This window comes from Rhodoluna sp. (assembly GCF_044232805.1).
Taxonomy (GTDB): domain Bacteria; phylum Actinomycetota; class Actinomycetes; order Actinomycetales; family Microbacteriaceae; genus Rhodoluna.
In genome coordinates this window covers 1-18,902 of sequence record NZ_JBIILG010000019.1, presented here as the reverse complement: position 1 = coordinate 18,902, position 18,902 = coordinate 1, and the positions used below count along the sequence as shown (strand labels likewise).

Genomic DNA, 18,902 nt, shown 5'->3' with positions numbered 1-18,902 from the left:
TGTCCTGCTTCTTGCAAGGCTGTTGCAATTGCAATTCCTATGACATCGCCGCCCACAAGGCCGATGTTTAATCTTCCCTGTTTCAATTGCTCACCATCTGATCTGTCTGATTGTCTTTGGGCTCATCGGGTAGTCGACATATTTGTTCCGACACAATTGCAGCCACGGTTAGTACCAAGCTTGCAATCAAGCCAAAACTATTTTGAACTAGTGCTGCAGTAAAACTAACAGGCAAACTCAGCTGGGCAATCATCGCGCCTAAATGCCAGCCCACAAAGCCCGACCCTGTTATGGCACTTGCCTTTGCAAGCAGAAGAACTCTGACTGCATAAAAAGGATCGACTCGTTTAGGTCTAGGGCCTTTGGTGTATTGAGATAGAGACGCTTTGTATCGCCAGATGGGAACAGAAAGCCCCAAGAGAATCAGCGCAATGGCAGCAAGGGTGACCAAAAGATTCGTTGGCGAAGCCGGAACAGCCATACCGTTTGCAACAAGCAAGCGAACGGCCAGAAAAGAAAGCACTGTGACGCCAAAGACAACCACTAACACCAGGCTTAGTTTTGTCGGCTTCATTTTTGCAACCAGACTTGGCTTTTGATTGGCTCTGCTAGTTCGGTAACTTTTCCGAATCCAATCAGCTGCGCCTCACTATCCATAAGAGACCAAGGAACTAACACGAACGCTCGCTCGTGAGCTCTTGGGTGTGGCAGGGTTAGGTTCTTTGATTCTTGCTTCTTGTTTTCATAAGTGATGATGTCAATGTCCAGTGATCTTGATTCCCAACGGCGTTCGCGCACGCGACCGTGTGAAAGTTCAATTTCTGAAGTGGTGGCGAGAAGTTTTCTTGGGCTCAGCTTGGTGGCAATCTTGACAACACCATTTAGGTAATTGGATTTTGATTCATCGAGACCCGATTCGGTTACTGCAATTGACTCAACCAGTGGAGATTTTTCCAAGACACGAATCTTTGGATGGGCTCCGAGTTGCTCAATTGCAGAGTGAAGGGTTTCTCCCCGGTCGCCAAGATTGGAACCCAGCGCTAGAATCGCAATCTTCCAGCCAAACATCAGTCTGGTTTCTTGGCGCTAGCTGTCACCGCAACTGTGTCAAAGAAAAGATCTATCGGGGCATCAGGCTTAGAAACTGTGACTTTTACCTTTTTGGCCCATGGGCTAGCAGCAAACAAAACCTCATCGGCTAGTCGCTGGGAAAGTGTTTCTAAAAGATTGACTGGGTTTTGGCCCACGTTTTTTGAAATAAGTTGAGCAATTTCTGCGTAGCTAACGGTGTTGGAAATGTCATCGGTGGCAGCAGCTCTGTCGCTGTCAATCCAGATCTTGGCATCGACAATGAAGTACTGTCCGTTTTGCCTTTCGAGCTCCATGACACCATGGTGGCCAAAAATCCTCAGGCCTCTAATTTCAATTTTCTGGGTCATGGACTAACTCTGCCCACCGGTATCTTCATTTGCAACTGCGAGGGCTTCGACCACTTGAATTGCATCGAGGGTGGTCGAGACATTGTGGACTCGAACTCCCCAAAGCTTTCGTTGTAGCAGCAGCGCGGTCAGCACAGCTGTAGCCAGATCTCGCCTCTGGTTGCTGACCTGTCCCTGGCTATCGGGCTCTAGAGCTCCTGCAATAAACCGCTTTCTTGATGCTCCAACAAGAATTGGTAGATCTAGTTTTTCAAGTTCATCAAGCCTTGCCACCAGATGCCAGTTTTGGGTTATGTCTTTTGCGAACCCGAGACCTGGATCTATGATCAACCGGTCCCTGGAGATACCCGCATCAGTAGCTTTGCTCACTCTAGCCCGAAGCTCTTTGGCAACATCGGCGGCAACGGATTCGTAATTGTTCAGGGAGTCCATAGTTTCGCTGAACCCTCGCCAGTGACTAATGATGAACTTGCAACTAAGAGGTTGCAGAGCTCGAAACATTTCTTCATCCGCTAACCCGCCAGAAACATCGTTAACAATCGTCGCCCCAGCTTGCACGGCTAAAACTGCTGTTTCACTGTTCATGGTGTCGATGCTGATTTGAGCACCGCTTGAAACAAAGTTTTCGTTGGACATCAAAGATTTGATGACGGGAATTACCCTGGCTTGTTCCTCTTCGATTTTGACTCTTAGGGCACCAGGCTTAGTTGATTCTCCGCCCAGGTCAACAATGTTTGCGCCTTGCGATACAAGTTCAAGGGCGTGAGCTAGAGCGTCATCCGCGCTTAGAAAGTCTCCGCCATCGGAGAAGGAATCTGGGGTGATGTTTACTACACCCATGATTAGTGGTCTTGAAAACGTCTTCACTTGGAAATCAGGGCCATAATCTCTTGGCGGTCAACGGCCTGACTGTATTTACCAAGAGCCTTCACGGTTACGGTATTTGCCTCTGGCTGTCTAGCGCCCCTGGAGGCAACGCAGTGATGTCTTGCTTCAATAACGACAAGAACGCCTTCGGCATCTAATCCCTGCTGAATTGCTTCAGCTATTTGAGCAGTTAGGTTCTCTTGAAGCTGTGGTCTGGCGGCAAGAACCTCAACCAATTTAGGAATGCGCCCAAGACCGACGACCCTGTCTTTGGGTAGGTAGGCAACGTGCGCCACTCCAGTAAAGGGAAGTAAATGGTGTTCGCAAATTGAAACCAGTTCGATGTCTTTGAGAATTACCACATCGTTTTGCTCTGCTGGAAAAGAGTCTTCGAGAACTTTGAGTGGATCAACTCCAACACCTTTGAAGAACTCTTGGTATGCACCGGCGAACTTTTCTGGCGTAGCCTTTAGCTCCGAGCGGTTGGGGTCTTCGCCAATTGCAGTGAGTAGCTCGGTCACCGCCTTTTTAATGCGATCTATATCAACCAATTACTTTTTCTTAACTACCCGTGTGGTTTTTTTGGCAGCGGTTTTTGTTTTCTTCTTGGAAGCGGCCTTCGCTGAGTCCTTTGCGTTTTTAGCATCAGCTTTTTTCTTTGCTGCAACCTTGGCTGTAGTGGAGCCTTTAGAAGGTATAGCGATTGGGCCCTTCTTGGATCCAGGCCTAGAGGCCTTAGAAAGCCAAGGCTTGCGCTTTGGGGATTTCTTGATGCCCTTGAAAATTCTTGCGATGTCATCTTGATTCAGCGTTTCTTTTTCCATCAACTCTTTAGCCATGACATCTAAAGCCTTGCGGTTAGCATTCAATGCCTCGTAGGCCTCATCGTGAGCGGTGTCTAGTATCTTGCGAATCTCTAGATCGATCTGGTGTGCTACTTCGTCTGAGTACTCACGCGCTTGTGCCATATCGCGACCGATGAATACTTCGCCACCGCCTCCATAGGAAACGGTTCCAACTGAAGACGAGAACCCAAACAGGGTAACCATCTGTCTAGCAATTTTTGTGGCCTTCTCGAAGTCATTCGATGCACCCGTGGTTGGGTCGTGGAAAACTATTTCCTCGGCAGCGCGGCCACCAAGGGCGTATGCAATCTGATCAAGTAACTGGTTTCTCGTTACCGAGTAACGATCTTCCGTTGGCAAGACCATGGTGTATCCAAGAGCGCGGCCTCTAGGCAAAATGGTAACTTTGGTCACGGGGTCCGAGTTGTTCATGGATGCGGCAACTAATGCATGCCCTGCTTCGTGGTACGCGGTGTTTAGTCTTTCTTCGTCTTTCATCAAGCGGGACTTCTTTTGTGGTCCGCCGATTACTCGATCAATTGCTTCGTCAATAATTTCAGCAGTTACGGTTTTTAGGTTCTCTCTTGCAGAAAGTAGCGCTGCTTCGTTTAGAACGTTTGCTAAATCAGCTCCGGTAAAGCCAGGTGTTCTGCGAGCAATTATGGCAAGGTCAACATCTTCGGCCATTGGCTTGTTCTTAGCGTGTACTCGAAGAATCTGTTCACGCCCTGCAAGATCTGGTGCTCCAACACCAATCTGGCGATCAAATCGTCCAGGTCGTAACAGTGCTGGATCTAGAACATCTGGACGGTTGGTAGCGGCTATCAAGATCACGTTGGTGTCCGAATCGAAACCGTCCATCTCAACAAGCAACTGGTTCAGAGTCTGCTCGCGCTCGTCGTTTCCGCCACCAATACCAGCACCACGCTGACGACCAACGGCATCAATTTCGTCAACAAAGATTATGGCCGGGGAAGCCTGCTTGGCTTGCTCAAAAAGATCACGAACTCTGGAGGCTCCAACACCTACGAACATTTCAACAAAGTCAGAACCAGAAATTGAGAAGAAGGGAACTCCAGCTTCACCGGCGACTGCCTTAGCAACCAATGTCTTACCGGTTCCTGGAGGACCATAGAGCAGAACTCCTCTTGGAATCTTGGCTCCGAGAGCTTTGAAGCGCTCGGGCTTTTTCAAAAAGTCTCGGATCTCTTCTAGCTCTTCGAGAGCCTCATCAATTCCTGCGACATCTTTAAAGGTGACTGTTGAAGATTCTTTGGTCACCATCTTTGCCTTCGATTTTCCAAACTGCATTACTTTTCCGCCGCCACCTTGCATTGAGGAAAGTAGGAACCAGAAAATCAAACCAATTAGGATAAATGGCAGTAGTGAACCCAGCAGTGCTAAGTACCAAGGGGTGTTTGGAACTTCATCGTTATAACCATCTGCGATTGTTGCATTAGTGATTACTTCAACAACTTGATCGCCTCTAGGGCCAACGAAGAAGAATTGCACCTGGGAACCAAACTCTTTGTCGGGGTTGATTAGTTCAACATCGACTCTCTGATCGCCGTCAAGGATTTTTACGGACTTGGCCTTGCCAGATTCGATTAGCTCAAGCCCATACTTGGTATCAACCTGCTGGAAGGTTTGATTGTTTATGAGGCTGGTTCCAACTACCAAAATTAGGATGGCTAGAAATATCCAGACAAACGGACCTGAGAGGATTTTTTTGAGATTCATAGACTCCTAGGTTATCCCAGGCAGACTGACAGATTCCTAGGAATAGACAGCCGGTGAGAGAACCGCTACCCCAGGCAGGGTGCGGTACCGCTCGTTCCAGTCCAGCCCGTAACCAACCACGAATTCATTAGGGATCTCAAAGCCAACCCAGCGCACATCTACTTCTACTTTGGCAGCCTCTGGTTTTCTTAGCAGGGTTACTACCTGCACAGAAGCTGCGCCGCGAGCTTCCAAGTTGGAGACCAACCAAGAAAGGGTTAGGCCCGAATCAACGATGTCTTCAACAATTAGAACGTTCTTACCCAGTACGTCGGTGTCTAAATCTTTCAAGATTCGAACTACGCCAGAAGAAGTGGTTCCTGATCCATAGGAAGAAACCGCCATCCAATCCATCTGCACCCGAGTCTGCAGCGCTCTGGAGATATCAGCCATGAACATCACCGCACCCTTTAGGACCCCAACAAGTAAAAGATCTTTACCGGCGTAGTGGGTATCAATTTCTTTCGCTAGTTCCGCGACGCGAGTTTTTATTTGCTCTTCTGTAACAAGAACTTTTTCGATTTCAGAAGATACTGCTTCGAGATCCAATTACTTCTCCTGGGTGGCTTTTAGTGTGATGGTTTTGCCTTTACGCTCTACTCTAACGCCTGGAAGCGCCAGGGGCTTTTGACCATGCCAGTTCAAAACCAAATCGGCAACGGCTAAAACGTGAGTCCTGGATGAATCGACTCCAAAATAATCAATCGCTGATTTAATAACACGGTTGCGAATAGCCTCCGGTAATTTCAGTAGCTCCAGTTGAGCGAGGCTCAAGGAGCGTGAACCAGGCTTGGCAATTTTCTTGAAAGCCTTGGCGGCTACCTGGCTTAGGTATTGATCATCTTCTTGCAGCTGGCTGCTGGTTCGAATCAAGTTACTGAAAATCCCGTTGCCAAGTTGTTTCTCGAGAAAAGGAAGAACTACTTGTCGAATTCTTACTCTTAGAAACTCAAGGTCCTTATTTTGTGGATCTTGCCAAGGTGAAATCTTTTCATCTTTGCAAAACTGTTCAGTCGTTTTTCTGTCAATAGCAAGTAGTGGCCGAAGCAGTTTCGCGCTTCTAACGCTCATCCCCGAAAGTGATCTAGAGCCAGAGCCCCTGGTTAGCCCAAGCAAAACCGTCTCTGCTTGATCGTTAGCGGTGTGACCCAGAACAATAAAATCTGACTTGCTTTCAATGCGAATGCTTTCGAGTGCTGCATATCTTGCATCTCTGGCGGCAGCTTCTGGTCCACCCTTGGTTCCAACCTTTACCTTTTTACTCCAGGCTTCGGTAATGCCAATTTGGTGAAGCTTTTCTAATGTTTGCTCGGTAACTTTTGCGGATACTTTTTGAAGGCCATGGTCAATAGTTACGGTCGCAACTTGCAGTTGCAGTTTCTTTGATTCAAATAGTGTTGCTGAGGCTAGGGCCAAAGAGTCTGCGCCTCCGGACACGGCAATAAGCAGTTTTTGCCCTGGTTTGGTGTTTGCAGCTAGGACCTCGCGAACTGCGTGGCGGATTGCTCCCTGTGCTGGGCTGAGCCGCTTGCGTTGAGGCACAATAAATCCTTTGATTAGATAATCTTTATTAGGTAAGCCTATTGAGGAGAGCAATGTTTGAAGTCGTAATCGAGATCCCTCGGGGTTCTAGGAACAAGTACGAAGTAGACCATAAAACTGGTCGCGTGCACCTGGACCGCGTGCTCTACACCCCATTTGTTTACCCAGCCGACTACGGCTACTTCGACAAGACCCTGGGCGGCGATGGCGACCCGCTAGATGTTCTGGTGCTACTTGAGTTTCCGGTTTATCCAGGAGTAGTTATCAAGGCGCGTCCAGTTGGCGTTTTGCCCATGGAAGACGATGGCGGAATCGATGAGAAGGTTTTGTGTGTTCCTGCGGGCGATAAGCGCTGGGATCATATTCAAGACATCAAAGACGTTCCTGAACAAACCAAGAATGAGATCGAACACTTTTTTGCTCACTACAAAGATCTAGAGCCAGGCAAGTGGGTCAAGTTAGGTAAGTGGGCTGGCAAAGCTGAAGCGGAAAAAATCATCGCTGAAGCACAGGCAAACTACAAGAACTAAAACCTTTAGGCTGATGGCCTTGCTGCATACGGAACTAGTTCTCCGGTTCGACCACTCAAGTTTCTAATTCTTACTGGTGCGGACGGGTTCGGGGCTTCAATGAACAGGTCATTGCCCAGATACATTCCGATGTGATATTTATTCAAGACTGATCTATTCCAATAGTCTCGGCTTGTTGACCAGAATATTAAATCTCCAGCCTGAAGTTGACTCAGTGGAACTAATTGACGGCGATCTGCAGCTGTCATAAATTGGCGCGAAGCCGAATGCCAACCAATGCTTATTCCCGCTGCTGCGTAGGATTTCAAGGTCAAGCTGGAACAGTCCCAGGAGTTTGGTCCGGTGGCACCGAGTCGATATGGCTTACCCAGTTGAGCTTTAGCGAACGCAATTGCCTGCGCAACCTTTTCTGGATTGGGTGCTCCAACCGAGTAAAGCTCCGGAGCAGGCGGCAATCCGCTACCTTGTGCTTGTCTGCGCTCCCAGGCAAGACCTTCAGCTCGTTGTCTTTCTAGATCAGAGGCAGTGTTACGAAGGCTTGCCAGCTGCGAATAGAAAATGGCATTCTGACGCTGGTTTTCTTCAAGTTTTGCTGTAACCGCATCGGCGGCTGCTTGAGCCTCCGCAAATGCCGCTTCCGCGATTGCGGCAATGGCTGCAAGCTCAGCTTCTGCTGCGGCAAGTTCGTCAGTTATCGATTTTGCCAAGCGTTGTCTTTCCAGGGACTTTTGGTAAATCACTTCTGTCTGCTGGGCTAGCTTTTCCTGAGCGCCAAGTTGATATAAAAGGTCATCTGCAACGTCAGAATTCAAGAAAAGATTTAGAGAGGTTCCTCCCGCCCCACCGCGGAACATCTGCGATGCGATTTGGCCAAGCTGTTCGGTAGCTTGTTCAGCTTCGGCGAGCGCGTCTTCGGCCTGTAGCCGCAGGACCTCTACTTTCCTGGTAACCACCGCTACTTCTTCTTTAGCGACGTTGTAGATTTCAGATTTAATGCTGGCTTCGCGGTTTAGCGGCTCTAGTTGGTCTTCCAAATCCGCAATTAATTTCTCAATTCGGACGATCATATTTTGCTTGCTGGTGACGTTGGCCTTGGCTGCGGCAACCTCAGCAGCCGAAGGATAGTTTGGGTTTGCGAAAGCGGGACCGCTAAGTGCAGCTCCAAGAACTAGACCTAGGCTCGCGATTACGGCAATAAAAGATTTGCGTCTCGTAGACATATTTTTCAAGCTAACACGAAACCTTGAGGTATTACCTGAGGGATTGCTGTGGGTGTCGATTTTTAGCGGGTTCCAGGCCCATTGGGCTTGCTAAACGAGGGATCTGGGGACTAGTGTTTAGTGTTGGTGCTATGAAGTTCCAAGCTTTGTAGGCCCCATCGTTTAGTGGCCTAGGACGCTGCCCTTTCACGGCGGTAGCACGGGTTCGAATCCCGTTGGGGTCACAATCCTTTGGCTCGTAGCAACGAGGCCCTGTAGCGCAGTTGGTTAGCGCGTCGCCCTGTCACGGCGAAGGTCGCCGGTTCAAGTCCGGTCAGGGTCGCTTCTTTAGAAGCCCTCTTTTGAGGGCTTTTATTGAATGGGGGTGGCTTGACCACCCAAGGCTCTGTAGCTCAGTTGGTAGAGCGAACGACTGAAAATCGTTAGGTCACCGGATCGACGCCGGTCGGAGCCACCATGTGCGGGTAGCATCTACCCCATGCCCATGGTTTCGAAACAATTGCTCCCGCTAGTTTTTGCTGGCGGGGCATTGGGTACCTCCCTTCGCTACACAATCGAAATCCTGCTTGGCAATTTGCCTCAGGGGCAAATAATCCTCACCAGCATCGTCAATCTTTTGGGCGCTGCCCTGTTGGGTTATGTCAGTGTTCATAAATACTTTTCCGGGCCAGCGGAGCAGGCCTTTTGGGGGGTTGGCTTCTTAGGCGGCTTCACAACAATGAGCGGCCTGGCAGTAATCACTGCGGGTGCTGATCTTGGGTTATCAGCTGCTGGGTATGTTTATTGGATCCTTGTCTTTTTGCAACTAGTAATAGGTGTTGCCGCTTACCGTTTGGGTTTGATCGTTGCAGGCGGGAGAACCAAATGACGCTTGCGACAAGTTTTGTTTTGGTGGCCATAGCCGGAGGCTTTGGAGCGGTTGCTAGATATTGGCTAAGCACTTGGTCCGGCCAGCTCCCTTGGGGGATCCTGCTTGCTAACTCAATTGGGTCATTTATCGCTGGGTTGGCAGTTGCTGGATCAATTGAATCTGCCTGGATAATTATTGGTCTAGCAGGAGGGCTTTCAACCTTTTCTACTTTTGCAGCTCAAACCCACAACCTGATTACCAAGAAGCAATTGGCTTTAGCCTCACTGAATATTGTTTTGAATCTGTTGATTCCAGCTGTGAGCTTCTTCACAGCGACAATATTGCTCTAGACCAAACAGGGGGCCTGGATGCTAAACTTGGACCAGATTTCATCGATTCTGCGCCTTAATCGGCGTGGCCAAGACAAAAAGGGGGTCTCGCCATGGGGCGTGGCCGTCAAAAAGCAAAACACACCAAAGTAGCTCGCGAGCTGAAATACTTCAGCCCTTCTACTGACTACAGCGCGCTGGAAAAAGAACTCACTGCACCAGCAGGCTCGGCTGAGCCTGATTACGAAGACAAGTGGGCGGAGCTCTACGACGAAGAAGAGGGCGAAGAAGAGTCAACCAAAAACTCTTAAGACCCAATAAGCCCTGGAAGCAGCTGCCTCTAGGCAAACCAGACGGTCGAAATGATATTCGATCCGAAACTGAAAGAAGTACCAATTGAATAAGAAGAAAAATAGTTACTTCCTAGCCGCGCTCGCGCTGGCCCCAATAATTGCCCTAAGTGGCTGCGCAGCGTCAACAACTAATTCTGAAGATTCAATTACCATCTACTCCGGTCGAAGCGAAACATTGATTACCGAGCTACTTAGCACCTTTACCGAAGAGACCGGTATAGAGGTAAACGTTCGATACGGAGACTCAGCCGAATTAGCAGCCCAGATCCTTGAAGAGGGCTCGAATGTTCAAGCAGATGTCTTCTTCTCCCAAGACGCTGGAGCACTCGGTGCGCTCGCAAAAGAGGGTCTAACGAAATCTCTTCCGACCGACATCACTGACCTAGTGGATGCTTCTTATAAATCAAAAGACTCTCAATGGGTTGGAGTATCAGGTCGAGCACGAGTTCTTGTTGTAAACCCAGAAAAAGTAATCGAGCTTCCTACTTCTTATAAGGACCTTATGGATCCAATTTGGAAAGGTCGAATTGGAATTGCTCCAACCAATGCATCTTTCCAGGCTTTTATTTCCGCTGTGCGGGTAATAGATGGGGAACAAGCAGCACAAGATTTCTTGGCGGCTATGAAAGTAAATGCCGTCTTGTTTGAAAAAAATGGTTTGATCTTGCAGGCAGTTGAAGACGGAGTTGTTGACGCAGGTCTTATCAACCACTACTACTGGTTCGAATTAGAGAACGAAATTGGTGCCGGCAACATGAAATCTGAACTTGTTTGGTTTGAAGATCAAGATGCTGGAAACCTAATCAATGTTGCAGGAGCTGCTGTTCTTTCCGACAATCCAAGCGCCAACGTTTTTGTGAAGTGGCTACTTGGCGACACTGCCCAAAACTACTTTGTTGAAAGAACTAGAGAGTACTCACTAACCGGAGTTCCAGAAGTTGCTGGTTTGAAACCCTTCGGAGAGATTAAGGCGCCAAAAATTGACCTATCCGATCTTGATTCTCTGGCCGAAACACTTGAGCTAATTCGAAAGGCCGGACTGCTCTGATAGAAGCCATTAGGTCGAGAACACCGCTAGCAATTTTGCTAGTGGCAGTATCGGCCGTGCTTATCTCTCTAATCCCGCTGATTTACCTGCTGGTTCGAGTGGCAACTATTGGAATTAGCGAGATCGCAGAGTTGATTTTTCAGACAAGAACTCTTGAGCTAATTATCAATTCGCTAGCGCTAGCTATTGCTGTATCGGTTTCGGCGGTGGCCCTTGGTTCAATGCAGGCTTGGGTCGCAGTTCGCTCCAACCTGCCAGGCAGAAAAGTTTTCTCAGTTCTCGCAGCGCTACCTCTTGCCATACCTTCTTATGTTGCTGCCTACGCGTGGATCGCAGTGATCCCAGGCTTTAGCGGATTCTTTGCGGCCTGGTTGCTACTAACTGTTGGAACTGCTCCACTGGTTTATCTGGCGGTTTCTGCTGCCCTGGTTCGATTTGATGCTGGAACCGAAGAAGTCGCACAATCCCTAGGGGCAACAAAGCTTCAAGTGTTTAGAAAAGTCACCTGGCCAAACATTAGAACCGCTGCGGTATCTGGTGGACTGCTATCTGCCCTTTACGTGTTGAGTGATTTTGGTGCAGTAAGCATCGTGCGTTACGACACTTTTACCAGGGCAATCTATAACGCCTACCGAGCAAGTTTTGATCGAAACCAGGCCGCTGCGTTAGCGCTTGTTTTGGTTTTAGTAACTGTCTTGGTTCTTTACTTTGAGTCCAAGGCAAGGGGGCAAAAATTTGCCACTGGAAAAATCGCCGGCAGGTTAGGTTTAGTTGAACTTGGGCGTTGGAAAGCTCCGATGGTTCTAATTTTGCTTGGACTTGCAACAGTTAGTTTGCTAGTTCCTCTTGGCAGCTTGCTTAGTTGGAGCATCGAAGGCTTTGGTTCTGTTGATTGGGTAGTGGTTCTTGGTGCACTTGCAAACTCAGTCGGCTTAGCGGTTTCTGGAGGTGTGCTTACTACTTTCGCAGCCCTGGCAATTTCTGTCTTAACCATCAGGCATCGCAGAAAGTTCAGCGTTGTTTTGGAACGATCAGTTTGGCTCACGCACGCTACCCCTGGAATTGTTGTTGCATTGGCGCTAGTGTTTTTCTCCAACCAAGTAGTTCCATGGGTATACCAAACCACTTTGTTGGTTCTGATTGCTTACTTAGCTTTGTTCTTGCCAAATGCATTAGCAGCGGTTTCAACACCAATTCGTCAGTCCCCTAAGGCACTAGACGAGGTTTCTTCGTCGCTTGGTTTATCCACCATGCAGACACTTCGTAAAGTTGTGTTGCCAATTGCCGGTCCTGGCATTTTTGCTGCTACAACGCTTGTGATCTTGACGGTTCTGAAAGAGCTTCCCGCCACTTTGTTGCTTCGTCCAACAGGCATGGAAACACTTGCAACCAGGCTCTGGACAGAGACTTCGGTCGCTGCCTTTTCCGCTGCGGCACCTTATGCATTACTTTTGGTAGTGCTGGCTGGCTTTCCAGCTTGGCTTCTTAATCGAGCCATCAGAAAAGATCTTGAACCTGTGGAGATGGAGCGTTACCAGTGAGCTCAACTCTAAAGATTTCTAACCTAACTAAGGCATTCGGCCCACAACCAGTCCTTCAAAATCTTTCAATCGAGATTGCCCCTAAAGAATTTGTGTCTGTCTTGGGCTCCTCTGGATCCGGTAAGACCACCTTGCTTCGATTGATCGCAGGCTTTGATACACCGGATACCGGTGAGATTTCAATTGCAGGCAACAAAGTTGCCGCTGAAGGAATCTTCGTTGCGGCCCAAGCTCGCAAGGTCGGTTACGTTCCTCAAGACGCAGCGCTATTCCCACACTTAAACGTTTTTGAAAACATCGCATTCGGTCTCAAGGGTTTGTCTAAAGAAGCAAAAGCTTCAAGGGTTAGAACCTTGCTTGATTTGGTACAAATGAGTGCTTTTGAATTTTCAGATAGCTCATCGCTATCTGGTGGTCAAAAGCACCGCGTTGCACTCGCGCGGGCACTAGCTCCAGAGCCTGAACTCATTCTGTTAGACGAGCCTTTCTCAGCACTTGATGCAGAACTAAGAGGTCGCATTCGCGATGATGTTCGTGAGGTGCTGGATAAAACTGGTTCCACAACCATTTTGGTAACTCACGATCAAGAAGAAGCGCTTTCGATTGCTGATCGAGTTGCACTGCTTCGTGATGGAAATTTTGCTCAAATTGGAAACCCGAGGGAGATTTATTCTTCACCGGTCGATCTAGGGGTCGCAACATTTTTGGGGGATTCGGTGATTGTCGCTGGAGTAATCGAAGGTGGCAAAGTCGTTACTTCTCTAGGAAACCTGACTCCGCTTAATTCATCTGCTGAAGGTAGCCACGGAAAAGTTGCCATTCGCCCGGAAAACTTCTATTTGCAGCCAGATCTAAACGGCGACTCCACGGTAGTTGGAAGACAGTTTTTTGGTCACGATGCAGTTGTCGATGTTCAGACTCCAAAGCAACTAATTCGCGCCAGGTCTTCAGGACCATTCGCACCGGAAATTGGAATGAAAGTAACCGTCTGGGTTAGAGGAGCCGTTAACTTCTACCCGGAGGCTTGAGGTTTACGAATAGCTTCCACTTAGGCGAACTGCTCCGCCTTCAACTCCCTTGGCGGAAGTAACAAATCCTGACACGTCAGTTGATTTCTCTAAAACACCCAATAGCCAAGTCTTGACGCCAAGTTGATTGAGCCTTGCTGAAATTGCACTTGCCGCGGATGAGTCAACAACAGCCGCGAAACCTAAACCTAGATTCCAGGTTCCTTCGAGTGATTCAAGTTGGTAAGCGCCCCACTCGGCAAGCACTTTGAACACATCCTGTGGTGACCAACTGGCTCTGGAGATTTCAAGTGAGACACCAACTGGTAACACTCTCGAAAGATTTGCTGCGATTCCGCCGCCTGTGATATGGCTTAGGGCGTGAACAGAATCACCCAACTCCGACTCGAGTAGTTGGTTCAGAACTCCCGTGTAAAGCATTGTTGGCTCAAGTAAAACTTCTCCAAGGGATCTGGATCCAAACTCAGATACGGATTGGTTGTAATCCAATTTGCTATCTTCTACAATCTTGCGAACCAAAGAGTAGCCATTGGAATGCAATCCAGAAGAAGCAAGTCCCAAAACTACATCGCCGACTCTTACCTTCTCAGGACCAAGAACCTTGGCTGCTTCAACAGCGCCAACTGCAGCACCGGCAACGTCATACTCATTTTCACCAAGTAAACCTGGGTGTTCGGCGGTTTCTCCACCAAGCAGTGCAACATCGAGTTCCCCGCATGCCTTTGCGATGCCTGTCACAATTTCGGCAATCCGACTCGGGACTAGCTTGCCGCAAGCAATGTAGTCAGTCATAAACAATGACTTTGCGCCCATCACCACGATGTCGTCAACGACCATGCCAACCAGGTCTTGCCCAATGGTGTCGTGCTTGTCTATTGCCTGGGCGATAGCAACCTTGGTTCCAACACCGTCAGTTGAGGTCGCAAGGATTGGCTGCTGGTAGTTCTTCAAAAAAGAAACATCCATCGCCCCTGCAAAACCACCAAGGGATCCAAAGACGTTCTTGTTATGTGTTGCGCTAACAGCTTTTTTCATCAGTGAAACTGCCAGGTCGCCGGCTTCGGTATCGACACCACTGCCTGCATAAGGGTTAGTCATTAGAGACCTTTTTTAGTGATCCTTCTTGGTGAATGGTGGCAACACCTTTTTCGAGAAGGTTTTTTCCCAATCGATCAGCGGTTGGAAGTTCAATTGGATAGGTTCCGGTAAAGCAAGCGGTGCAAAGCTCGCTTTCTTTTTGGTTGGAGGCTTGAACCATTCCATCTTTAGATAAGTAACCGAGACTGTCAGCGCCAATGGACATCCGAACTTCATCGGGAGCAAGGCCAGTAGCGATAAGTTCTGCACGTGTTGCAAAATCAACGCCGTAGAAACATGGCCAAGTTATCGGAGGTGAGGAAATTCGAACGTGAATCTCTTTGGCTCCTGCTTCACGAAGCATCTGAACCAGTGCACGCTGGGTATTTCCTCTAACAATGGAATCGTCAACGACGATGATTCTTTTGCCTTTGATAACTTCCCTAAGTGGGTTTAGCTTCAGCCGAATTCCAAGTTGCCTAATGGTTTGGCTCGGTTCAATAAAAGTTCGCCCCACGTAAGCGTTTTTTACTAGTCCGTGACCATATGGAATTCCAGATTCTTGACTAAAGCCAATCGCCGCAGGTGTTCCAGATTCAGGAGTTGGAATAACTAGATCTGCTTCCACTGGATATTCTCTGGCCAGCGTTCTACCCATCTCAACTCTGGCGTCATAGACATTTCTGCCATTTATAGACGTGTCTGGTCTAGCAAGGTAGACATACTCAAAAACACAACCTGCTCTTTTTGGGGCGGCGAATTGCTTCGCTCTTAAACCGTTTTCGTCAATTGCGATCAGTTCACCAGGCTCAACTTCGCGAACAAACGAAGCACCTACGATATCTAGCGCTGCAGTTTCTGATGCAACAACCCAACCGCGCTCTAATCTTCCAAGAACCAAAGGTCTTACTCCCTGCGGGTCTCTGGCTGCATAGAGTGTCTGCTCATCCATGAACACCAGTGAGAATGCTCCCTTTACTTTGGGTAGTAATTCCATAGCTGTGTTCTCGAGTGAGTTGTCGGGATTACCTGCAAGCAAAGCGGTCAACACAGCGGTGTCGGTGGTGTTACCGCCGGTGATTTCATTATCGGATTGCTCAGGGTAATTTGCTCGCAAAATTTCTAGCAGCTCGGAGGTGTTGGTTAGGTTTCCGTTGTGCCCAAGTGCGACAGTTCCAGAGGCTGTTTTGCCAAGCGTGGGTTGCGCGTTTCGCCAAGATGAAGATCCAGTTGTTGAGTATCTGGTGTGACCAATTGCTACGTGACCCACCAGGGATTCAAGTGCTGATTCAGAAAAAACCTGGGAGACAAGTCCCATGTCTTTGTAGACCAGAAGCTTTTTTCCATTTGAAGTTGCGATACCCGCGGACTCTTGTCCGCGGTGCTGCAAAGCGTAAAGACCAAAATAGGTCAGCTTAGAAACTTCTTCGCCTGGAGCCCAAACCCCGAAAACTCCACACTGATCCTGCGGACCTTTTTCACCTGGAAGCAGATCGTGATTTAATCTGCCGTCGCCGCGAATCACTCGTTCACTTTCGTTGCCATAAGTTTCTTGCCACGAGATCTATAAATGGCATCGAGCACCAGGGCGAGAATGATTCCAGTTCCGCCACCTGCAATGCCACCAAAGACAATAAGTAGTCCAACGATTGCTGGTGAGCTAATACCCAGAACCAGAGCTACAAATATTCCGAGCACAAAACCGGTCAAAGCAAAATGTAAATACTTTGGAGCGCGCCGTATGTTTACCTCTGCATTTGAAACGATGGGGGTTTGGCTCACACTTTAAATATAGGGAACAAATCAGTTAGGTCTGACCTATTGCCAGAGGCGGTCAATTTTCCTTGCCCGATTAGTTCGTCAAAGCTCGAGGTTCCAAGGGCAAGGGCAAGCCATGCCTCTGGGCCAAGCTCAACAACATTAGATGGAGTGCCTCGGGTATGAGATGGTCCAGCCACGCACTGAATTGCTCCAAGGGGTGGGACCCGAACCTCAACTGCAGCGCCCGGGTGTCTGGTTCCAAGCTCTTCGAGCAAGAACCTCACCGCGGTTGCTAGTTCTTGACTGGTTGCCGATCCTGCCTGAAAGCTTTGGATAGCAGCTTGGCCATCCGAGGCGGAAATCTTTCTTCGAAGCACAGCTACAGCCTACAAACTCCCAAAAGTGACTTTGTTCAAGCTAACTAAACTAAGGAAGATGAAGATACTGATTTTGGGTCAGGGTGCTAGAGAGCACGCGATTGTGAAAGCCCTAATCAGAACCGGAACCAGCCCAAAAGATATTCTGGTCGCCCCTGGCAACAAAGGCATCGCTGAAGAAGTTGAGTGCGAGCCAAACATTGATATCACTGACCGCCTCGCTGTCGACAAACTAGCTCTTGAGCACGGAATTGAACTTGCCATCATCGGACCTGAAGCTCCCCTTGTTGCCGGTGTCTCTGACTCTTTGAGATCACAAGGCGTTGCTGTATTTGGTCCAAGCCAAGTTGCCGCCCAGCTTGAAGGAAGCAAATCTTTTGCAAAGCAAATCATGTCAGCTGCTGGAGTGCCTACCGGCATGGCAAGACAGTGCAAAACAATAGAAGAAGTTGAGCAAGCTATGGAGGATTTTGGTGCTCCCTACGTGATCAAAGCCGATGGCTTAGCTGCCGGTAAAGGTGTAATCGTTACCGAAGATTCAAAAGCTGCCTTAGGTCACGCTTCGGAGTATATGCACATGGGAATTTTGGTCGAAGAGTTTCTTGCTGGTCAAGAAGTTAGCTTGTTCTTTCTTTCCGATGGAAAATCCGTCATGCCGCTAACACCAGCCCAAGATTTCAAGAGAGCCTTTGATAACGATGAAGGTCCAAACACCGGAGGCATGGGCGCATACAGTCCCCTGCCGTGGCTATCTGACAACTTCATCCAAGAAGTTGAAGACGCTGTTGCACTGCCAACAATCAACGAGCTCACCAGATTAGGTGCACCATTCGTTGGACTTTTGTATTGCGGTTTGATCGTTACCGATAGAGGAATCAGAGTGATTGAATTCAACGCCAGATTTGGCGATCCAGAGACTCAGGTTGTGTTGCAAAGGCTGATCACTCCGCTAGAGGCTTTGCTATACAAGGCCGCAACCGGTCATCTTGAAAATGCATCAGATGCGCAGTTCACCCAGGATGTTGCAGTAACCGTTGTATTGGCTAGCGAGGGCTACCCCGCAAGCCAGGCACCGGTTCGCGAGGTAAAAGGCATCAAAAAAGCGCAGAGAGTATCAGGTGTTGAGGTTTGCTTCGGATCAGATGTTGGACGAGTGCTGTCGGTAGTTGCAACTGGAAAGAATTTCAAGAAAGCACGCAAGCGAGCCTATAAAGCCCTATCGAAGATAACTCTCGATGGTTCTCACTACCGCACCGATATCGCAGCTAAGGTAGCGCAGTAAATTGGCAGAGAGACTTCCTGGTTGGAAACATTTCTACAGCGGCAAGATAAGAGATCTATACGAATCAGAAGATCCTTCGCAATCTGATTTGGTCTTGATTGTCGCCTCTGATCGCATCAGTGCATTTGACAATATATTGTCTCCAGCAATTCCTGAAAAAGGTGAGAACCTAACTGCAATAACTAATTTTTGGTTTGAAAAACTGAATGTTCCAAATCATCTAGTGCAGAATGTTCCTGCTCCAATTGAAGTTGCGCATCGGGCAACGGTAGCTAAAAAGCTTGAAATGTATCCGGTTGAATGCGTGGTGCGCGGTTACATCGCGGGCTCTGGATACAAAGAATATCTAGCGACCGGAGAAATCTGTGGCATCAAGCTACCCTCAGGTCTCAAAGATGGCGATAAGTTAGCAGAGCCAATCTTCACTCCAGCTTTCAAAGCCGAGCTAGGAGAACACGATCAAAACATTGACTTTGCCAAGGTAGTTGAGCTTGTTGGTGAAGAGGTAGCCAATAAATTGCGTTCAACTTCAATTGAGATTTTCAAGCAGGCAAGCAAGATTGCCTTGCAGGCTGGTTTAGTCCTTGCAGATACCAAGTTCGAGTTTGGTAGAGACCCAAAGGGTCATGAGCTCGTTCTTGCCGATGAGGTTCTAACCCCTGACTCCAGTAGGTATTGGGATAAGGAAGCCTACGAGCAAGGCAACACTGTTGAAAGCTTTGATAAGCAGATTGTTCGAAACTGGCTGCTTCAGATTTGGGATCCCGAAGGCTCAAATCCGCCAACTGTTTTGAGTCCGGAGCTAGTTGAGAAGGTAAGTTCGCGCTATGCGGAGTTGCGTAAAAAGCTCACGGACGCGAACCAGTAAACTCAAGCTATTCCCGGATTGTTTTAGCCACCATAGGGGGCCACTAGTTGCCGAAAATTGTTGTTCAGGTGATGCCAAAGCAAGACCTACTAGATCCACAGGGTAAGGCCGTAGCCAAGGCCCTAGAGCGTTCCGGTCACAAGGCAATCAAGGCAGTTCGCATCGG

The 18,902-nt window shown here is 48.6% G+C and carries 23 protein-coding genes and 3 tRNA genes; 13 read left to right on the top strand and 13 right to left on the bottom strand.

All coding sequences use genetic code 11. The annotated features are described in order from the left end of the window. Positions 1 to 82: 82 nt before the first annotated feature. From AC9UES_RS04065 to tilS, 8 genes are read right to left on the bottom strand one after another with little or no spacing between them, the layout of a single operon-like run. On the bottom strand, positions 83 to 574 hold the full coding sequence (locus AC9UES_RS04065) for a DUF3180 domain-containing protein (RefSeq protein ID WP_509527019.1): 492 nt from the start codon (positions 572 to 574) through the stop codon (positions 83 to 85). After that, positions 571 to 1,068 (bottom strand): 2-amino-4-hydroxy-6-hydroxymethyldihydropteridine diphosphokinase, encoded by a 498-nt coding sequence (folK, locus tag AC9UES_RS04060; RefSeq protein ID WP_509527018.1) that lies wholly within the window; start codon positions 1,066 to 1,068, stop codon positions 571 to 573. Before folK ends, AC9UES_RS04065 begins: the two co-directional genes overlap by 4 nt. Next, positions 1,068 to 1,439 carry a dihydroneopterin aldolase gene (gene folB / locus AC9UES_RS04055; RefSeq protein ID WP_509527017.1) on the bottom strand — a complete coding sequence of 124 codons (372 nt, stop codon included), beginning with the start codon at positions 1,437 to 1,439 and terminating at the stop codon, positions 1,068 to 1,070. Before folB ends, folK begins: the two co-directional genes overlap by 1 nt. 3 nt (positions 1,440 to 1,442) lie before the next feature. Beyond that, the gene (gene folP / locus AC9UES_RS04050; protein WP_509527016.1) at positions 1,443 to 2,306 is read right to left on the bottom strand and encodes a dihydropteroate synthase; all 864 of its coding nucleotides are present in this window, start codon (positions 2,304 to 2,306) and stop codon (positions 1,443 to 1,445) included. Then, positions 2,303 to 2,857, bottom strand: a complete 555-nt coding sequence (gene folE / locus AC9UES_RS04045) for a GTP cyclohydrolase I FolE (RefSeq protein WP_509527015.1) — start codon at positions 2,855 to 2,857, stop codon at positions 2,303 to 2,305. Before folE ends, folP begins: the two co-directional genes overlap by 4 nt. Next, positions 2,858 to 4,891, bottom strand: coding sequence for an ATP-dependent zinc metalloprotease FtsH (gene ftsH / locus AC9UES_RS04040; RefSeq protein ID WP_509527014.1), 2,034 nt, complete (start codon positions 4,889 to 4,891; stop codon positions 2,858 to 2,860). 36 nt (positions 4,892 to 4,927) lie between these two features. Next, positions 4,928 to 5,479 carry a hypoxanthine phosphoribosyltransferase gene (gene hpt, locus AC9UES_RS04035; RefSeq protein ID WP_509527013.1) on the bottom strand — a complete coding sequence of 184 codons (552 nt, stop codon included), beginning with the start codon at positions 5,477 to 5,479 and terminating at the stop codon, positions 4,928 to 4,930. Then, positions 5,480 to 6,472 carry a tRNA lysidine(34) synthetase TilS gene (gene tilS, locus AC9UES_RS04030; protein ID WP_509527012.1) on the bottom strand — a complete coding sequence of 331 codons (993 nt, stop codon included), beginning with the start codon at positions 6,470 to 6,472 and terminating at the stop codon, positions 5,480 to 5,482. 53 nt (positions 6,473 to 6,525) lie between these two features. On the opposite strand from tilS, the gene ppa reads away from it, so the two are divergent. Then, positions 6,526 to 7,002, top strand: a complete 477-nt coding sequence (ppa, locus tag AC9UES_RS04025; protein WP_509527011.1) for an inorganic diphosphatase — start codon at positions 6,526 to 6,528, stop codon at positions 7,000 to 7,002. Positions 7,003 to 7,007: 5 nt separating this feature from the next. Here ppa and AC9UES_RS04020 read toward each other — a convergent pair whose 3' ends face one another. Continuing rightward, positions 7,008 to 8,222, bottom strand: a complete 1,215-nt coding sequence (locus AC9UES_RS04020) for a C40 family peptidase (RefSeq protein ID WP_509527010.1) — start codon at positions 8,220 to 8,222, stop codon at positions 7,008 to 7,010. A 151-nt stretch (positions 8,223 to 8,373) separates the two neighbouring features. Here AC9UES_RS04020 and AC9UES_RS04015 point away from each other — a divergent pair. The 9 genes from AC9UES_RS04015 to AC9UES_RS03975 all read left to right on the top strand — a co-directional run bounded on the left by AC9UES_RS04015 (position 8,374) and on the right by AC9UES_RS03975 (position 13,371). Further along, positions 8,374 to 8,446 (top strand) — tRNA-Glu (locus AC9UES_RS04015). A 24-nt stretch (positions 8,447 to 8,470) separates the two neighbouring features. Beyond that, a tRNA-Asp gene (locus AC9UES_RS04010) sits at positions 8,471 to 8,544 on the top strand. A gap of 59 nt (positions 8,545 to 8,603) precedes the next feature. After that, a tRNA-Phe gene (locus AC9UES_RS04005) sits at positions 8,604 to 8,679 on the top strand. 21 nt (positions 8,680 to 8,700) lie between these two features. Further along, positions 8,701 to 9,090 carry a fluoride efflux transporter FluC gene (locus tag AC9UES_RS04000; RefSeq protein WP_509527009.1) on the top strand — a complete coding sequence of 130 codons (390 nt, stop codon included), beginning with the start codon at positions 8,701 to 8,703 and terminating at the stop codon, positions 9,088 to 9,090. Then, positions 9,087 to 9,422 carry a fluoride efflux transporter FluC gene (locus tag AC9UES_RS03995; protein ID WP_509527008.1) on the top strand — a complete coding sequence of 112 codons (336 nt, stop codon included), beginning with the start codon at positions 9,087 to 9,089 and terminating at the stop codon, positions 9,420 to 9,422. Before AC9UES_RS04000 ends, AC9UES_RS03995 begins: the two co-directional genes overlap by 4 nt. A 92-nt stretch (positions 9,423 to 9,514) precedes the next feature. Continuing rightward, entirely contained in the window at positions 9,515 to 9,712 is a 198-nt protein-coding gene (locus AC9UES_RS03990; RefSeq protein WP_509527007.1) for a DUF3073 domain-containing protein, read from the top strand. Positions 9,713 to 9,797: 85 nt separating this feature from the next. Next, a complete protein-coding gene (locus tag AC9UES_RS03985; RefSeq protein WP_509527006.1) occupies positions 9,798 to 10,802 on the top strand; it encodes an iron ABC transporter substrate-binding protein in 1,005 nt (334 codons plus the stop codon). Positions 10,803 to 10,843: 41 nt separating this feature from the next. Further along, positions 10,844 to 12,343, top strand: coding sequence for an ABC transporter permease (locus tag AC9UES_RS03980; RefSeq protein ID WP_509527005.1), 1,500 nt, complete (start codon positions 10,844 to 10,846; stop codon positions 12,341 to 12,343). Beyond that, entirely contained in the window at positions 12,340 to 13,371 is a 1,032-nt protein-coding gene (locus AC9UES_RS03975; protein ID WP_509527004.1) for an ABC transporter ATP-binding protein, read from the top strand. The genes AC9UES_RS03980 and AC9UES_RS03975 overlap by 4 nt, the downstream gene beginning before the upstream one ends. Before the next feature lie 3 nt (positions 13,372 to 13,374). Here AC9UES_RS03975 and purM read toward each other — a convergent pair whose 3' ends face one another. From purM to AC9UES_RS03955, 4 genes are read right to left on the bottom strand one after another with little or no spacing between them, the layout of a single operon-like run. Then, the gene (gene purM, locus AC9UES_RS03970) at positions 13,375 to 14,469 is read right to left on the bottom strand and encodes a phosphoribosylformylglycinamidine cyclo-ligase (protein WP_509527003.1); all 1,095 of its coding nucleotides are present in this window, start codon (positions 14,467 to 14,469) and stop codon (positions 13,375 to 13,377) included. Next, on the bottom strand, positions 14,462 to 15,973 hold the full coding sequence (gene purF / locus AC9UES_RS03965) for an amidophosphoribosyltransferase (protein ID WP_509527002.1): 1,512 nt from the start codon (positions 15,971 to 15,973) through the stop codon (positions 14,462 to 14,464). Before purF ends, purM begins: the two co-directional genes overlap by 8 nt. Further along, positions 15,970 to 16,230: a hypothetical protein gene (locus AC9UES_RS03960; RefSeq protein WP_509527001.1), complete on the bottom strand. Its 261-nt coding sequence runs from the start codon at positions 16,228 to 16,230 to the stop codon at positions 15,970 to 15,972. Before AC9UES_RS03960 ends, purF begins: the two co-directional genes overlap by 4 nt. Beyond that, positions 16,227 to 16,586, bottom strand: a complete 360-nt coding sequence (locus AC9UES_RS03955) for a sterol carrier family protein (protein ID WP_509527000.1) — start codon at positions 16,584 to 16,586, stop codon at positions 16,227 to 16,229. The genes AC9UES_RS03960 and AC9UES_RS03955 overlap by 4 nt, the downstream gene beginning before the upstream one ends. A 58-nt stretch (positions 16,587 to 16,644) precedes the next feature. On the opposite strand from AC9UES_RS03955, the gene purD reads away from it, so the two are divergent. The 3 genes from purD to AC9UES_RS03940 form a co-directional block, all read left to right on the top strand. Next, complete coding sequence (gene purD / locus AC9UES_RS03950; protein WP_509526999.1) at positions 16,645 to 17,868, top strand: phosphoribosylamine--glycine ligase; 1,224 nt, start codon at positions 16,645 to 16,647, stop codon at positions 17,866 to 17,868. A gap of 1 nt (position 17,869) precedes the next feature. Further along, positions 17,870 to 18,736 (top strand): phosphoribosylaminoimidazolesuccinocarboxamide synthase, encoded by an 867-nt coding sequence (locus tag AC9UES_RS03945; protein ID WP_509526998.1) that lies wholly within the window; start codon positions 17,870 to 17,872, stop codon positions 18,734 to 18,736. Between the two features lie 47 nt (positions 18,737 to 18,783). Then, on the top strand, positions 18,784 to 18,902 hold a 119-nt coding region (locus AC9UES_RS03940; protein ID WP_509527020.1), incomplete at its 3' end, for a phosphoribosylformylglycinamidine synthase subunit PurS.

Excerpts from the sequence above, each read along its gene's own strand:
- AC9UES_RS04065 (WP_509527019.1), bottom strand. The coding sequence starts at position 574 with ATGAAGCCGACAAAACTAAGCCTGGTGTTAGTGGTTGTCTTTGGCGTC.
- folK (WP_509527018.1), bottom strand. The coding sequence starts at position 1,068 with ATGTTTGGCTGGAAGATTGCGATTCTAGCGCTGGGTTCCAATCTTGGC.
- folB (WP_509527017.1), bottom strand. The coding sequence starts at position 1,439 with ATGACCCAGAAAATTGAAATTAGAGGCCTGAGGATTTTTGGCCACCAT.
- ftsH (WP_509527014.1), bottom strand. The coding sequence starts at position 4,891 with ATGAATCTCAAAAAAATCCTCTCAGGTCCGTTTGTCTGGATATTTCTA.
- ppa (WP_509527011.1), top strand. The coding sequence starts at position 6,526 with ATGTTTGAAGTCGTAATCGAGATCCCTCGGGGTTCTAGGAACAAGTAC.
- AC9UES_RS04020 (WP_509527010.1), bottom strand. The coding sequence starts at position 8,222 with ATGTCTACGAGACGCAAATCTTTTATTGCCGTAATCGCGAGCCTAGGT.
- AC9UES_RS04000 (WP_509527009.1), top strand. The coding sequence starts at position 8,701 with ATGCCCATGGTTTCGAAACAATTGCTCCCGCTAGTTTTTGCTGGCGGG.
- AC9UES_RS03995 (WP_509527008.1), top strand. The coding sequence starts at position 9,087 with ATGACGCTTGCGACAAGTTTTGTTTTGGTGGCCATAGCCGGAGGCTTT.
- AC9UES_RS03990 (WP_509527007.1), top strand. The coding sequence starts at position 9,515 with ATGGGGCGTGGCCGTCAAAAAGCAAAACACACCAAAGTAGCTCGCGAG.
- purM (WP_509527003.1), bottom strand. The coding sequence starts at position 14,469 with ATGACTAACCCTTATGCAGGCAGTGGTGTCGATACCGAAGCCGGCGAC.
- purD (WP_509526999.1), top strand. The coding sequence starts at position 16,645 with ATGAAGATACTGATTTTGGGTCAGGGTGCTAGAGAGCACGCGATTGTG.